This is a genomic window from Enterobacter sp. Taxon_8, assembly GCF_058354585.1.
On the sequence record NZ_CM177989.1, the window covers coordinates 3218833 to 3233862 of the forward strand.

Here is a 15030-nt window from a genome sequence, read left to right on the forward strand (position 1 = left end):
TTACCCCTTGTTGCTCTCGGTGCTGGTAAACGCCTGACGGTGCAGAATCGCAGTGAACTCTTCCATAAAGTTGTCGTAGTTCAGTTCCAGTTTGTTCACGCGCTGGTTCAGACGGTTGTAAGCCATAACCGCAGGAATTGCCGCAAACAGACCGATAGCGGTCGCAATCAGTGCTTCAGCGATACCCGGTGCAACCATCTGCAACGTCGCCTGCTTCACCGCGCCCAGCGCGATAAAGGCGTGCATGATCCCCCACACGGTACCAAACAGACCGATATACGGGCTGATGGAACCGACAGTGCCGAGGAAAGGAATGTGCGTTTCAAGGTTTTCCAGTTCACGGTTCATAGAGATACGCATCGCACGCGAGGCACCTTCCACCACCGCTTCCGGCGCATGATTGTTTGCACGATGCAGACGAGCAAACTCTTTGAAACCGCTGTAGAAAATTTGCTCGGAGCCGGTCAGGTTTTCACGGCGTCCCTGGCTCTCCTGGTACAGACGAGAAAGCTCAATACCCGACCAGAACTTATCTTCAAACGCTTCAGCTTCACGGCCGGCGGCATTGAGGATACGCGTTCTCTGGATGATGATGGCCCAGGATGCGATTGAAAAACCAATCAAAATCAACATGATAAGTTTAACCAGAAGGCTTGCCTTCAGGAACAAATCAAGGATATTCATGTCAGTCACTGCTTAAACTCCGCGACAATAGACTTAGGAAGCGCACGAGGCTTCATTATGGTTGGATCAACACAAACAATCAGTACTTCAGCTGAGTTCAGTACGGTATTCTCTGCGTTGACTATCCGCTGCGTGAAAACCAGTGAGGTCCCACGCATTGATGTAATTTCAGTTTGGACTTCGAGCATATCGTCGAGTCTGGCAGGCGCAAAATACTCAAGCGTCATCTTGCGTACCACGAAGGCAACTCGCTCAGCCAACAGAACCTGTTGACTAAAGTGATGATGGCGCAGCATCTCTGTGCGTGCCCGTTCATAAAAAGCAACGTAGCTGGCGTGGTAAACCACACCACCGGCATCGGTATCTTCGTAATAGACACGAACCGGCCATCGAAACAGCGTTGTATTCACTTTACATCCCGGTAATGCAACAAAAGTTAGAGCTTTTAAACTTCGCTACTATACGCGCGGGAAAGAGGGTTGGGAATGGGGGAAAGTAAACGGAGAGTAAATTTTTATGGGCTCGGGTAAGCCCATAACGTTAACGGACATTTCTTATTCAGAAGAAGAAGAAAATCAAACCGGCGAGAAGCACCAGATCGGCAATCAGCGGGCAGAAAATTCCCTGCCAGTGAACGGCTTTCGGACGAAAGCCCACGCCGTGGATCACACCTGCGCACACCGCCCACATAATAAGGAAGCCGTGCCAGATTTCAAGCTCGCTGGTTTTCGCTGCAAAGCGCGAAGGGTCCCAGAAGATACAGCCTGCCAGCAGTAATGCCATCACTAAAGAAAGCGCCCGTAACGGGCGCTTATCCATTACCGCGTAAAGTTTCGCGATAATATTCATCAGTGTTTTTCTTCACCCGCTTTGGTCGCTTCAACGTGCTCAAGCGCCAGGGCAGTGATGACACCAAATGCACAGGCAAGAAGCGTCCCTAAAATCCATGCGAAATACCACATATTCAGCTCCTTACTTAATACATAGAGTGGGTGTTGCTTTCGATATGTTCTTTCGTGATGCGACCGAACATTTTCCAGTAGCACCAGATGGTGTAGGCCAGAACGATCGGAACGAACACGCAAGCAACATACGTCATCAGGTTCAGCGTCATGTGGCTGGACGTAGCATCCCACATGGTCAGGCTAGCATTCAGCATGGTGCTGGATGGCATGACGAACGGGAACATCGCAATACCCGCCGTCAGGATGATGCACGCCAGGGTCAGTGATGAGAACACGAACGCCAGAGCGCCTTTCTCCAGACGAGACGTCAACACGGTCAGCAGCGGCAACAGCACGCCCAGAGCCGGGATCGCCCACAGCACAGGGGTATTGTTGAAGTTCACCAGCCATGCGCCAGCCTGACGAGCCACTTCTTTGGTCAGCGGGTTAGACGGTGCAGTGTGGTTGATTGCAGAGGTCACCACGTAGCCATCAATGCCGTACACCACCCACACGCCGGCCAGCGCGAAGCAAACCAGCGTTACCAGCGCAGCAACCTGAGCCGTCGCGCGAGAACGCAGGTGCAACTCGCCCACGGTACGCATCTGCAGATAGGTTGCGCCCTGAGTGATGATCATCGCCACGCTCACTACGCCGGCCAGCAGACCAAACGGATTCAGCAGCTGGAAGAAGTTACCGGTGTAGTAAAGACGCATGTATTCGTCCAGGTGGAACGGTACGCCCTGCAGCAGGTTACCAAACGCCACGCCGATCACCAGCGGTGGAACGAAGCTACCGATGAAGATGCCCCAGTCCCACATGTTGCGCCAGCGGGTATCTTCAATCTTCGAACGGTAGTCGAAACCGACCGGACGGAAGAATAAAGAGGCCAGCACCAGAATCATCGCCACATAGAAACCGGAGAACGCAGCCGCGTAGACCATCGGCCAGGCAGCGAACAGCGCGCCGCCTGCGGTGATCAGCCACACCTGGTTACCGTCCCAGTGCGGGGCGATGGAGTTGATCATGATTCGACGCTCGGTGTCATTACGACCGAGGAAACGGGTGAGCATCCCCACCCCCATGTCGAAACCATCCGTGACGGCGAAACCGATCAGCAGAACGCCGACCAGCAGCCACCAGATAAAACGCAATACTTCATAATCGATCATTTGATGACTCCTGTCTTAGCGTGCCGGCTGAGTAGTCGCAGTGGACTGCTCGTAGTGATAGCGACCGGTTTTCAGGCTGCTTGGGCCAAGGCGCGCGAACTTGAACATCAGGAACAGTTCAGCCACCAGGAACAGGGTGTACAGACCACAAATCAGCAGCATGGAGAAGATCAGGTCGCCTGCGGTCAGGGACGAGTTCGCCACCGCCGTTGGCAGGACCTCACCGATCGCCCATGGCTGACGGCCATACTCCGCAACAAACCAGCCGGACTCAATTGCGATCCACGGCAGTGGAATACCGTAAAGCGCGGTGCGCAGCAGCCATTTTTTCTCGCCGATGCGGTTGCGAATCACAGACCAGAAGGACGCCGCAATGATCAGCAGCATGATGATGCCGCAGCCCACCATGATACGGAATGCGAAGTACAGAGGCGCAACGCGTGGAATCGAGTCTTTGGTTGCCATCTGGATCTGCGCTTCCGTCGCATCAGAAACGTTCGGGGTATAACGCTTCAGCAACAGGCCATAACCCAGATCTTTCTTCACGTCGTTAAACTGGTCGCGGACGGTCTGGTCTGTAGAGCCAGCACGCAGCTGTTCCAGCAGCGAGTAGGCTTTCATACCGTTACGAATACGCTCTTCGTGCTGAACCATCAGCTCTTTCAGACCCGTCACCTGCTTATCAACAGAACGAGTGGCAATGATACCCAGCGCGTAAGGAATCTGAATGGCAAAGCGGTTTTCCTGCGCGTCCTGATCGGGAATACCGAACAGCGTAAAGGCAGCAGGCGCCGGCTGGGTTTCCCATTCGGCTTCGATGGCGGCCAGTTTGGTTTTTTGCACGTCACCCATTTCGTAACCGGATTCATCACCCAGAACGATAACAGAGAGGATGGCAGCCATACCGAAGCTTGCAGCGATAGCAAAGGAGCGCTTAGCAAACGCGAAGTCACGACCACGCAGCATATAGTAAGAACTGATGCCCAGCACAAACATCGCGCCGCACACGTAGCCAGAAGCGACGGTGTGAACGAATTTAACCTGAGCAACCGGGTTCAGGACCAGCTCGGCAAAGCTGACCATCTCCATACGCATGGTTTCGAAGTTGAAATCAGACGCGATAGGGTTCTGCATCCAGCCGTTCGCAACCAGGATCCACAGCGCGGACAGGTTCGAACCTAATGCCACAAGCCAGGTCACCGCCATATGCTGGACTTTACCCAGACGGTCCCAACCGAAGAAGAACAGACCTACAAAGGTGGATTCGAGGAAGAATGCCATCAGACCTTCAATGGCCAGCGGCGCACCGAAGATATCCCCTACATAGTGGGAATAGTAAGACCAGTTAGTCCCGAACTGGAACTCCATGGTCAAACCGGTTGCCACGCCCAGTGCGAAGTTGATACCAAACAACTTGCCCCAGAACTTGGTCATATCTTTATAAATCTGTTTGCCGGAGAGAACGTATACCGTTTCCATAATGGCCAGCAGGAACGCCATACCGAGCGTCAGTGGCACAAACAGGAAGTGGTACATCGCGGTCAAGGCAAACTGTAAGCGCGACAGTTCGACTATATCTAACATCATGACTCCTTGCTCATCGCATGAAGACTCCGAGAGTGGACCCCGTCAGAAAGAGATCCACACGCATGCCCCAATACAAATTATTCGCATCCTTGTCGTCGTTATTACCCTGAGGGAGGATAAAAACGATGACGTGAGGTTACAAATACGTTAATAAAAAACTCAAATTGATCCCGCAAATATAATACGCTGCAAAACCCTTACAATAAACAGGTTTTTATTGAATCACATTTACGTTTTTCGACGGCGATCAATTTATAGCAAAATTACCACTTTTCGGCCATTTTGATCGGGAACAATTTAGCGCTTTTCAGCGCCTTTTTCCAAGGATTAAACATTGATTTAAATCAAAAACAATTCTTAATGTTAATTGTGTTTTGATGTGGTGAACATGGTAAAAACCATGTTAAAGATATGTATATGAAATACAATTAAGGTTATCGAATCGACGGATGAATATAAACAGAAGTGATTTTTATTAACTCAGTTACGCTTAATGACTGAATTATTCAGGACATAAATTTTAGTGCGTTTTTTATTTTTTTCCATCTGCTCTCTTAAAGGCAAATAAATAACAATTATTTTACTTTTACATCCTCTCTAATTAACACCCAATTGTGACTATTGCATGACGCCCGGCAGGCAATAAAAAAGGCCGCTTTACAGCGGCCAACCATGTCGAAACGGACATTTTTATACTGCAACGCCCCCCTTTCGGGGAGCAGAGAGGACTTACTTAATGATGGATTTCAGTGCTTCGCCGATATCCGCCAGGCTGCGAACGGTTTTCACGCCTGCGGCTTCCAGCGCTGCGAATTTCTCATCAGCCGTACCCTTACCACCGGCGATGATCGCGCCTGCGTGACCCATACGCTTGCCTTTCGGCGCAGTCACACCCGCGATGTAGCCCACAACTGGCTTGGTCACGTGTTCTTTGATGTAAGCAGCCGCTTCTTCTTCCGCGCTACCACCGATCTCACCGATCATCACGATCGCTTCGGTCTGTGGATCTTCCTGGAACAGCTTCAGGATGTCGATGAAGTTAGAGCCCGGAATCGGGTCACCGCCGATGCCCACGCAGGTGGACTGGCCGAAACCGTAGTCGGTGGTCTGCTTAACCGCTTCATAGGTCAGGGTACCGGAACGGGACACGATGCCCACTTTACCCGGTTTGTGAATGTGGCCCGGCATGATGCCGATTTTGCATTCGCCCGGGGTGATAACGCCTGGGCAGTTCGGGCCAATCATACGCACGCCAGCTTCATCCAGCTTCACCTTCACGGTCAGCATATCCAGCGTCGGGATGCCTTCGGTGATGGTGATGATCAGTTTGATGCCTGCGTCGATCGCTTCCAGAATAGAGTCTTTGCAGAACGGTGCCGGAACGTAGATCACGGTCGCGGTGGCGCCCGTCGCTTCTACGGCTTCACGCACGGTGTTAAACACCGGCAGGCCCAGGTGGGTGGTGCCGCCTTTACCTGGCGTAACACCGCCAACCATCTGCGTACCGTAGGCAATTGCCTGTTCGGAGTGGAAAGTCCCCTGGCTACCGGTGAAGCCCTGGCAGATAACCTTGGTATCTTTATTAATTAAAACTGACATTATTTCCCCTCCACTGCGGCAACAACCTGCTGAGCTGCATCCGTCAGACTTTTCGCTGCAATAATATTCAGGCCGCTGTCAGCCAGTTTTTTCGCGCCGAGTTCAGCGTTGTTACCTTCCAGACGCACAACCACCGGAACGTTAACACCCACTTCTTCTACCGCACCGATGATACCGTCGGCGATCAGGTCGCAACGTACGATGCCGCCGAAGATGTTAACCAGAACGGCCTTCACGTTGTCGTCAGAGAGAATGATTTTGAACGCTTCGGTTACGCGCTCTTTGGTTGCGCCACCGCCTACGTCGAGGAAGTTTGCTGGCTCACCGCCGTGCAGCTTAACGATGTCCATGGTGCCCATTGCCAGGCCCGCACCGTTAACCATGCAGCCGATGTTGCCGTCCAGCGCCACGTAGTTCAGTTCCCACTGCGCAGCCTGTGCTTCACGCGGATCTTCCTGAGACTGGTCGCGCATTTCGCGCAGATCCGGCTGGCGGAACAGCGCGTTGCCGTCAGCGCCCAGCTTGCCGTCGAGGCAGATCAGATCGCCCTGGGTGGTGATCACCAGTGGGTTGATCTCGATCAGCGCCAGATCGCGCTCCAGGAAGATAGTTGCCAGACCCATGAAGATCTTGGTGAACTGCTGAACCAGTTTACCTTCCAGGCCCAGCTTGAACGCCAGCTCGCGACCCTGGTAAGGCATTGGGCCTGCCAGCGGATCGATAGCCACTTTGTGGATCAGGTGCGGGGTTTCTTCCGCCACTTTTTCGATTTCCACGCCGCCTTCGGTAGACGCCATGAACACCACGCGACGGGAGCTACGGTCAACAACCGCGCCCAGATAAAGTTCTTTCGCGATATCGGTCGCCGCTTCCACCAGGATCTGGTTAACCGGCTGGCCGTTCGCATCTGTCTGGTACGTTACCAGACGCTTGCCGAGCCAATGTTCAGCAAACGCACGAATCTCTTCTTTGCTCTTAACAACCTTCACACCGCCCGCTTTACCACGGCCACCAGCGTGAACCTGACACTTAACTACCCAAGGGCCGGAACCGATTTTAGATGCGGCTTCTTCTGCTTCACGCGGGGTAGTACAGGCATAACCCACCGGAGCCGGTAAGCCATACCGGGCAAACAGCTGTTTGGCCTGATATTCATGTAAGTTCATGTGTTCTATCCATCCTTCAGGTAATCGTTAGGTCGTGCTTTTATTGGCCCGGCAGCCATACGCCGCCGGGCAAGACTGCAAAACTAGACGTCCAGCAGCAGACGGGTTGGATCTTCCAGCAGCTCTTTAATCGCAACCAGGAAGCCCACGGACTCGCGGCCGTCGATCAGGCGGTGATCGTAAGAGAGCGCCAGGTACATCATTGGCAGGATCTCAACTTTACCGTCTACCGCCATAGGGCGATCTTTGATGGCATGCATACCCAGGATCGCGCTCTGCGGCGGGTTAATGATCGGGGTAGACATCAGCGAGCCGAATACGCCGCCGTTGGTAATGGTGAAGTTACCGCCGGTCAGGTCATCTACGGTCAGCTTGCCGTCGCGGCCTTTCACGGCCAGCTCTTTAATGTTCTTCTCGATGTCAGCCATACCCAGGGTATCCACATCACGCAGAACCGGCGTTACCAGGCCGCGTGGAGTAGAAACCGCCATGCTGACGTCGAAGTAGTTGTGGTAAACCACGTCATCGCCATCGATGGACGCGTTCACTTCCGGATAGCGTTTCAGCGCTTCAACTACCGCCTTCACGTAGAAGGACATAAAGCCCAGACGGATACCGTGACGTTTTTCAAACGCATCACCGTACTGCTTGCGCAGGTCCATGATTGGCTTCATGTTCACTTCGTTGAAGGTGGTCAGCATCGCGGTAGAGTTTTTCGCTTCCAGCAGACGCTCGGCTACGCGTTTACGCAGGCGAGTCATCGGCACGCGTTTTTCGCTGCGGGCACCCAGTGCAGGCTGCGCTGCTGGCGCCGCCGCAGGGGCTTTCGCTTCGGCCTGAGCAGGCGCTTTCGCCAGATGCTTGTCGATGTCTTCACGGGTCAGACGGCCGCCCACACCGGTGCCTTTAATGGCTGCCGGGTCGAGGCTGTGTTCCGCCAGCAAGCGACGGATCGCCGGGCTGAGAGCGTCGTTAGACTGCTCTTCCAGAGAAGCCTGCTGGCGCTGCGCTGGCGTAGAGGCTTTCTCTTCAGATTTTGCGCTGGACTCTTTGCCCGCGCTGTTGCCTTCACGCAGGCGACCCAGGATCTGACGAGAGGTGACGGTAGTACCTTCATCTTCCAGCACCGCGTCCAGAACGCCATCCGCCGAAGCCGGTACTTCCAGTACCACTTTGTCAGTTTCGATTTCTACCAGCACTTCATCGCGCTTAACGGCATCGCCTGGTTTTTTGTGCCAGGTAGCGACGGTCGCATCTGCTACGGATTCAGGCAGGTCGGGAACAAGAATATCTACGCTACTCATTATGTATCCTTTAATTAATCGACGTTCAGCGCGTCATTGACCAGATCTTGTTGCTGCTTCTGGTGAACGGACATATACCCTACCGCCGGAGAGGCGGAGGCCGGGCGACCTGCATAACGCAGGGCTGACCCAAATGGAATCACTTCACGGAAATGATGCTGGCTGCAGTACCATGCGCCCTGGTTAAGCGGCTCTTCCTGGCACCAGACAAAATCATGAACGTGAGCGTACGGTTTCAGCGCTTCCTGCACCGCCTGGTGCGGGAACGGATAAAGCTGTTCGATACGCACGATGGCGACATCTTTCTGATCGTTCTTACGGCGCTGTTCCAGCAGGTCGTAATAAACCTTACCAGAACACATCACCACACGCTTCACGGCCTGCGGATCCAGCTCGTCAATTTCACCGATGGCCGGCAGGAAGGTGCCATTTGCCAGTTCATCCAGGCTCGACACAGCCAGCGGGTGACGCAGCAGGGACTTCGGCGACATCACCACCAGCGGACGACGCATACCGCGCAGCGCCTGACGACGCAGCATGTGGTAGACCTGCGCCGGGGTGGACGGCACGCAGACCTGCATGTTCTGCTCGGCGCAGAGCTGCAGATAACGTTCCAGACGCGCGGAGGAGTGCTCCGGCCCCTGACCTTCATAACCGTGCGGCAGCAGCATTACCAGACCACACATACGGCCCCACTTCTGCTCGCCGGAGGAGATGAACTGGTCGATAACCACCTGCGCACCGTTGGCGAAGTCACCGAACTGCGCTTCCCAGATGGTCAGGGTGCGTGGTTCAGCGGTGGCATAACCGTATTCGAAGGCCAGTACCGCTTCTTCAGACAGCACGGAGTCCCAGACCTTGAACTGGCCTTGACCGTTGTGCACGTGCTGCAGCGGGGTGTAGGTTGAACCGTTGGACTGGTTGTGAACAACCGCGTGACGGTGGAAGAAGGTCCCACGGCCCGCATCTTCGCCGGACAGACGAACAGGAATGCCTTCGTCAACCAGCGTTGCGTAGGCCAGCGTTTCCGCGCCGCCCCAGTCGAACAGCTTCTCGCCTGCCGCCATGGCCTGACGGTCAGCATAAATTTTCGCCACGCGAGACTGCATCTCGATAGCGTCCGGCACGGTGCTGATGCGTTTAGCCAGCTCCTGCAGGCGCTTCATCTCAACCTTATTCGGGTAGCTCTCATCCCACTCGTGGTTGAGGTACGGCGACCAGGTAAAGGAGTGCATGTTCATCGGACGCAGCTCTTTCACTACGCATTCGCCCGCATCCAGCGCGTCGCGGTAGAGGTTGACCATTTCGGTCGCATCTTCCAGCGTCGCCACTTTGTCGCCTTCCAGCTTGTCAGCATAGATTTTGCGCGGAGTCGGGTGTTTTTTGATTTTCTGATACATCAGCGGCTGGGTTGCACTTGGCTCATCCGCTTCGTTGTGGCCGTGACGGCGGTAGCAGAAGAGGTCAATGAACACATCGCGTTTGAAGGTATTACGGAAGTCCAGAGCCAGACGGGTCACGAAAGCCACGGCTTCCGGGTCATCCGCGTTAACGTGGAAGATCGGCGCCTGCACCATCTTACCGATGTCGGTGCAGTACGGGGTAGAACGCGCGTCCAGCGGGTTAGAGGTGGTGAAGCCCACCTGGTTGTTGATCACGATGCGAACGGTACCGCCCACTTCATAACCACGCGCTTTGGACATGTTCAGGGTTTCCTGCACCACGCCCTGCCCTGTTACCGCCGCATCACCGTGGATGGTAATTGGCAGAACTTTATTGCTGCTTGGCTCGTCCAGACGATCCAGACGCGCGCGCACGGAACCGATAACCACCGGGCTGACGATTTCCAGGTGTGACGGGTTAAACGCCAGCGCCAGGTGAACCAGACCGCCTTCGGTTTCGATATCCGACGAGAAGCCCATGTGGTACTTCACGTCGCCGGTGCCGAGGTGTTCTTTATGTTTGCCCGCGAATTCGTCGAACAGGTCCTGCGGTTTTTTACCCAGCACGTTGACCAGCACGTTCAGACGACCACGGTGCGCCATGCCCAGCACCACTTCACGGGTGCCGCTCTTGCCTGCATGACGAATCAGCTCTTTCAGCATCGGCACCAGGGCGTCACCGCCTTCCAGCGAGAAGCGTTTTGCGCCCGGGAACTTCGCGCCCAGATAGCGCTCAAGGCCTTCCGCTGCGGTCAGTTCGCTGAGGAAGCGTTTTTTCTCGTCAGCCGAGAAGGTCGCGTGGCCCGCTACGGATTCGATGCGCTGCTGGATCCAGCGCTTCTCTTCGGTAGAGGTAATGTGCATGTATTCCGCGCCGATGGAGCCGCAGTAGGTTTGCTTGAGCGCGTCAATCAGATCGCCCAGCTTCATCGTGTCTTTGCCGATGGCAAAGGAACCTACGTTAAAGCTTTCCTGGAAATCGGCCTCGGTCAGATCGTGATACGCCGGATCGAGATCGGCCACACGGTCTTGTTTCCACAGTCCCAGCGGATCGAGATTCGCATGCTGGTGACCACGGAAGCGATAAGCGTTGATAAGCTGCAGGACTTTAACCTGCTTCGCATTGGTGTCAGGGTCGGAAATCGCAGAAGAGTAACGTGAGGCATCCTTCGCCAGACGACGGAAATAATCACGTGTTTTGGAATGGAATTGATCCGGTTTGACCCCTGTACCAGGCAACTGCTGGAACATGGAACGCCAGTTTGCGTCCACTGAGTCAGGATCGGTTAAGAAGTCTTCATAGAGCTGTTCTATCCAGCTCTGGTTGGCACCAGAGAGGTAAGAAGAGTCCAGCCAGGCTTTCATTGCGCCGTTCTGCATCGTGATCCCTTAAGCATTTTTATGCTTACTTTCGCCGTAGAAACTACCACGCACACCACGTGTACGTGCCGGGGTTCACCTGCGAGCTCTTTGTGGCCCGCGAAGGAACCTTTAGAAACTGTCTAGACTTCAGGGCAGTTTTTAAAGGTTTCTGCAATCTATGCCCTCTCCCTGTGGGAGAGGGGTAAGGCGAGGGGAACAGCGCTCCCCTCTCACTACTTACGCACTGCGCTGCAGCAGCATCGACTTAATATGGCCGATGGCGCGCGTCGGGTTCAGACCCTTCGGACACACACTGACGCAGTTCATGATGCTATGGCAGCGGAATACGCTGAAAGCGTCGCTCAGTCCTTCCAGACGGCTGTCGGTTTCGGTGTCGCGGCTGTCGATCAGGAAGCGATAGGCAGCCAGCAGACCGGCCGGACCGATAAACTTGTCCGGGTTCCACCAGAACGACGGGCAGGACGTTGAACAACATGCGCAGAGAATACACTCGTACAGACCATCGAGTTTTTCACGCTGCTCAGGAGACTGTAAGTGCTCACGAGCCGGTGGATTTTGCCCATTATTCAATAAGTAAGGCTTAATCTTCTCATATTGTGCATAGAATTGCCCCATGTCTACCACCAAATCACGCACGACCGGCAGGCCTGGCAGAGGACGGATAACAATTTTCTGACCAGGACGCTGCAACGCCGATATTGGCGTGATGCAGGCCAGGCCATTTTTGCCGTTCATGTTCACACCGTCAGAGCCACAAACCCCTTCACGGCAGGAGCGGCGGAACGACAGCGTTGGATCTTTTTCTTTCAGCTGGATTAAGGCATCCAGCAGCATCATGTCGCGACCTTCTTCCGCTTCCAGGGTGTAGTCCTGCATGCGCGGAGCGTCATCAACATCCGGGTTATAACGATAAACTGAGAATTCGAGTTTCATTATCCTGTCTCCGCATTAGTAAGTACGAATCTTCGGCGGGAACGCCGGACGCAGTTTCGGTTCCATGTTGACGCTACGACGCGTCATGGTTTCCGACTCTGGCAGATACAGGGAATGACACAGCCAGTTTTCGTCATCACGCTCCGGGAAGTCAAAGCGGCTATGGGCGCCACGGCTTTCGGTACGGAAGTTTGCCGACATCGCGGTCGCGAACGCGGTTTCCATCAGGTTATCCAGCTCCAGGCACTCAACGCGCTGGGTGTTGAACTCGCTGGAGGTGTCGTCCAGACGGGCATTTTTCAGACGCTCGCGGATCGCTTTCAGCTGCTCAAGACCTTTGGCCATCGCGTCGCCTTCACGGAATACCGAGAAGTTGTGCTGCATGCATTCCTGCAGCGCTTTGCGGATTTCCACCGGATCTTCGCCGTTACGGTTGCCGTTCCAGCGGTTGAGGCGCTCAAGAGAGGCATCAATTTCGTCGTCGGTTGCGTCACGCAGCGCGCCCTGCTCGGCAATGGATTCCTGCAGATGCAGACCCACTGCGCGACCAAACACCACCAGATCCAGCAGGGAGTTGCCGCCCAGACGGTTAGCGCCGTGTACGGATACGCAGGCAATTTCGCCCACCGCGAACAGGCCAGGAATGACCACGTCTTCGCCCTGCTCGTTCACGGTCAGCGCCTGACCGGTCACTTTGGTCGGAATACCACCCATCATGTAGTGGCAGGTTGGGATAACCGGAATCGGCTCTTTCACCGGATCGACGTGCGCGAAGGTGCGGGAAAGTTCCAGGATGCCCGGCAGACGGGACTCCAGAACTTCTTTACCCAGATGGTCGAGTTTCAGCTTCGCGTGCGGACCCCATGGGCCGTCGCAGCCGCGGCCTTCACGGATTTCGATCATGATGGAACGCGCCACCACGTCACGACCCGCAAGGTCTTTCGCATTCGGGGCATAACGCTCCATGAAGCGTTCGCCGTGTTTGTTCAGCAGGTAGCCACCTTCACCGCGGCAGCCTTCTGTTACCAGAACGCCTGCACCGGCGATACCGGTTGGGTGGAACTGCCACATCTCCATATCCTGCACCGGCACGCCCGCTCGGATAGCCATACCGACACCGTCACCGGTGTTGATGTGGGCGTTGGTGGTGGACTGATAGATACGGCCTGCACCGCCGGTCGCCAGCACGGTAGCGCGCGCTTTGAAGTAAACCACTTCACCGGTTTCGATGCACAGCGCGGTACAGCCAACAATCGCGCCATCGGCGTTTTTCACCAGATCCAGCGCATACCACTCGGAGAAGATGGTGGTGTGATTTTTCAGGTTCTGCTGATACAGGGTGTGCAGCAGCGCGTGACCGGTACGGTCAGCCGCCGCCGCGGTGCGTGCCGCTTGCTCGCCGCCGAAGTTTTTCGACTGGCCGCCAAATGGACGCTGATAGATAGTGCCATTTTCCAGACGGGAGAACGGCAGACCCATGTGGTCCAGCTCCAGAATCGCTTCCGGACCGGTTTTACACATATATTCGATGGCATCCTGGTCGCCGATGTAATCGGAACCTTTTACCGTGTCATACATGTGCCATTCCCAGTTATCTTCATGGGAGTTACCCAGCGCAACGGTAATACCGCCCTGCGCGGACACAGTATGGGAACGGGTCGGGAAAACTTTAGAGAGCAGCGCACAGGTTTGGCCGCTCTGGGAAATTTGCAGTGCGGCACGCATACCTGCGCCACCGGCACCAATTACAACAGCATCAAATTCTCTGACTGGCAGTTTCATTACACACCCCACACCACAACGAATCCATAAATAACGTAAACCACCAGTGCAACCACAATGGCCAGCTGCAGTGGGAGGCGAATCGCCAGCGGTTTAACGTAATCGGTCAACACCTGCCACATGCCAATCCATGCATGAATAAGGATAGAGAACAGGGCCAGCAGGGTGAACACTTTGGTGAAGGCGGATCCGAAGAACCCACTCCAGATTTCCCACGTCAGCGTGCCGCTGGTCGCGAAGAAACCGATCATATAGATGATGTAAAGAGTGAGAACGATGGCGGTAGCACGGACCAGAATGAAGTCATGTACGCCGTTGCGTCCTAATGCGGAGGCGTTGCTTACCATACGAGAACTCCTGCGAGAAGTGAAAGCACGACAGTAATCACAAATGAAATGTTAGCGGAGCGTTTCCCGGCTTCGAAAGTCTCTTCCAGGTAGCCAAAGTCCATCAGCATATGGCGAACACCCACGACGACGTGGTACGCCAGCGCGGTCAGAATGCCCCACATGATGAATTTCACGAAGAAGCTGTTCATGATGGCAGAGGCCTGGAGGAATCCTTCAGGGGAAGAGAGGCTGGTGCCCAGTAACCACAGCAGAATACCGACCGCCACAAACGTAATCACACCAGAAACACGGTGCAGAATGGACGCTATTGCTGTTACGGGGAACCGGATCGTTTTGAGATCCAGATTGACAGGTCTTTGTTTTTTCACATTTCTTATCATGAATAACGCCCACATGCTGTTCTTATTGTTTCCTTCCTCCGGACTGCGATGCGGGTCAAGCAGCGTTCCTTTTCTATAACTGCGCGTCATGCAAAACACTGCTTCCAGATGCTTAAACGACACGTTACAACGCTGGGTGGCTCGGGATTGCAGGGTGTTCCGGAGACCTGGCGGCAGTATAGGCCGTTCACAAAATCATTACAATTAACCTACATACAGTTTGTCGGGTTTTCTCTGGAACAGTGATCAGGGTCACGATAACAACATCTTTTTAATTTTTAATCATCTGATTTGACAAATGTTA

General features: G+C 54.5%; 14 protein-coding genes. All 14 read right to left on the reverse strand.

Annotated features, from left to right (window positions below; translation table 11 throughout):
- The 14 genes from tolQ to sdhC all read right to left on the reverse strand — a co-directional run bounded on the left by tolQ (position 1) and on the right by sdhC (position 14741).
- A complete protein-coding gene (tolQ, locus tag AC4IBF_RS15360) occupies positions 1 to 693 on the reverse strand; it encodes a Tol-Pal system protein TolQ (RefSeq protein WP_008501101.1) in 693 nt (230 codons plus the stop codon).
- Positions 690 to 1094, reverse strand: coding sequence for a tol-pal system-associated acyl-CoA thioesterase (ybgC, locus tag AC4IBF_RS15365; protein WP_003858593.1), 405 nt, complete (start codon positions 1092 to 1094; stop codon positions 690 to 692). The genes tolQ and ybgC overlap by 4 nt, the downstream gene beginning before the upstream one ends.
- Positions 1095 to 1242: 148 nt before the next feature.
- Positions 1243 to 1533: a cyd operon protein YbgE gene (gene ybgE, locus AC4IBF_RS15370; RefSeq protein WP_008501100.1), complete on the reverse strand. Its 291-nt coding sequence runs from the start codon at positions 1531 to 1533 to the stop codon at positions 1243 to 1245.
- The gene (gene cydX / locus AC4IBF_RS15375) at positions 1533 to 1646 is read right to left on the reverse strand and encodes a cytochrome bd-I oxidase subunit CydX (RefSeq protein WP_003858598.1); all 114 of its coding nucleotides are present in this window, start codon (positions 1644 to 1646) and stop codon (positions 1533 to 1535) included. Before cydX ends, ybgE begins: the two co-directional genes overlap by 1 nt.
- Before the next feature lie 14 nt (positions 1647 to 1660).
- On the reverse strand, positions 1661 to 2800 hold the full coding sequence (gene cydB / locus AC4IBF_RS15380; RefSeq protein ID WP_048226125.1) for a cytochrome d ubiquinol oxidase subunit II: 1140 nt from the start codon (positions 2798 to 2800) through the stop codon (positions 1661 to 1663).
- A 15-nt stretch (positions 2801 to 2815) separates the two neighbouring features.
- Complete coding sequence (gene cydA, locus AC4IBF_RS15385; protein WP_032638923.1) at positions 2816 to 4384, reverse strand: cytochrome ubiquinol oxidase subunit I; 1569 nt, start codon at positions 4382 to 4384, stop codon at positions 2816 to 2818.
- Positions 4385 to 5116: 732 nt separating this feature from the next.
- Positions 5117 to 5986, reverse strand: coding sequence for a succinate--CoA ligase subunit alpha (gene sucD, locus AC4IBF_RS15390; protein WP_008501094.1), 870 nt, complete (start codon positions 5984 to 5986; stop codon positions 5117 to 5119).
- Positions 5986 to 7152, reverse strand: coding sequence for an ADP-forming succinate--CoA ligase subunit beta (sucC, locus tag AC4IBF_RS15395; RefSeq protein WP_006809579.1), 1167 nt, complete (start codon positions 7150 to 7152; stop codon positions 5986 to 5988). The genes sucD and sucC overlap by 1 nt, the downstream gene beginning before the upstream one ends.
- An 83-nt stretch (positions 7153 to 7235) precedes the next feature.
- A complete protein-coding gene (gene odhB, locus AC4IBF_RS15400) occupies positions 7236 to 8456 on the reverse strand; it encodes a 2-oxoglutarate dehydrogenase complex dihydrolipoyllysine-residue succinyltransferase (protein WP_008501093.1) in 1221 nt (406 codons plus the stop codon).
- A gap of 14 nt (positions 8457 to 8470) precedes the next feature.
- A complete protein-coding gene (gene sucA / locus AC4IBF_RS15405; protein ID WP_133294003.1) occupies positions 8471 to 11278 on the reverse strand; it encodes a 2-oxoglutarate dehydrogenase E1 component in 2808 nt (935 codons plus the stop codon).
- A 219-nt stretch (positions 11279 to 11497) separates the two neighbouring features.
- Positions 11498 to 12214: a succinate dehydrogenase iron-sulfur subunit SdhB gene (gene sdhB, locus AC4IBF_RS15410; RefSeq protein WP_008501090.1), complete on the reverse strand. Its 717-nt coding sequence runs from the start codon at positions 12212 to 12214 to the stop codon at positions 11498 to 11500.
- Positions 12215 to 12229: 15 nt separating this feature from the next.
- Positions 12230 to 13996: a succinate dehydrogenase flavoprotein subunit gene (gene sdhA / locus AC4IBF_RS15415; protein WP_024908800.1), complete on the reverse strand. Its 1767-nt coding sequence runs from the start codon at positions 13994 to 13996 to the stop codon at positions 12230 to 12232.
- Positions 13996 to 14343: a succinate dehydrogenase membrane anchor subunit gene (gene sdhD, locus AC4IBF_RS15420; RefSeq protein ID WP_008501088.1), complete on the reverse strand. Its 348-nt coding sequence runs from the start codon at positions 14341 to 14343 to the stop codon at positions 13996 to 13998. Before sdhD ends, sdhA begins: the two co-directional genes overlap by 1 nt.
- Entirely contained in the window at positions 14337 to 14741 is a 405-nt protein-coding gene (gene sdhC / locus AC4IBF_RS15425) for a succinate dehydrogenase cytochrome b556 subunit (protein WP_020684965.1), read from the reverse strand. The genes sdhD and sdhC overlap by 7 nt, the downstream gene beginning before the upstream one ends.
- Positions 14742 to 15030 lie beyond the last annotated feature (289 nt).

What these genes read in the sequence shown, in the direction of transcription:
- ybgE (WP_008501100.1), bottom strand. Translation starts at nt 1,533, where the DNA reads ATGAATATTATCGCGAAACTTTACGCGGTAATGGATAAGCGCCCGTTA.
- cydX (WP_003858598.1), bottom strand. Translation starts at nt 1,646, where the DNA reads ATGTGGTATTTCGCATGGATTTTAGGGACGCTTCTTGCCTGTGCATTT.
- cydB (WP_048226125.1), bottom strand. Translation starts at nt 2,800, where the DNA reads ATGATCGATTATGAAGTATTGCGTTTTATCTGGTGGCTGCTGGTCGGC.
- cydA (WP_032638923.1), bottom strand. Translation starts at nt 4,384, where the DNA reads ATGTTAGATATAGTCGAACTGTCGCGCTTACAGTTTGCCTTGACCGCG.
- sucD (WP_008501094.1), bottom strand. Translation starts at nt 5,986, where the DNA reads ATGTCAGTTTTAATTAATAAAGATACCAAGGTTATCTGCCAGGGCTTC.
- sucC (WP_006809579.1), bottom strand. Translation starts at nt 7,152, where the DNA reads ATGAACTTACATGAATATCAGGCCAAACAGCTGTTTGCCCGGTATGGC.
- odhB (WP_008501093.1), bottom strand. Translation starts at nt 8,456, where the DNA reads ATGAGTAGCGTAGATATTCTTGTTCCCGACCTGCCTGAATCCGTAGCA.
- sucA (WP_133294003.1), bottom strand. Translation starts at nt 11,278, where the DNA reads ATGCAGAACGGCGCAATGAAAGCCTGGCTGGACTCTTCTTACCTCTCT.
- sdhB (WP_008501090.1), bottom strand. Translation starts at nt 12,214, where the DNA reads ATGAAACTCGAATTCTCAGTTTATCGTTATAACCCGGATGTTGATGAC.
- sdhA (WP_024908800.1), bottom strand. Translation starts at nt 13,996, where the DNA reads ATGAAACTGCCAGTCAGAGAATTTGATGCTGTTGTAATTGGTGCCGGT.
- sdhD (WP_008501088.1), bottom strand. Translation starts at nt 14,343, where the DNA reads ATGGTAAGCAACGCCTCCGCATTAGGACGCAACGGCGTACATGACTTC.
- sdhC (WP_020684965.1), bottom strand. Translation starts at nt 14,741, where the DNA reads ATGTGGGCGTTATTCATGATAAGAAATGTGAAAAAACAAAGACCTGTC.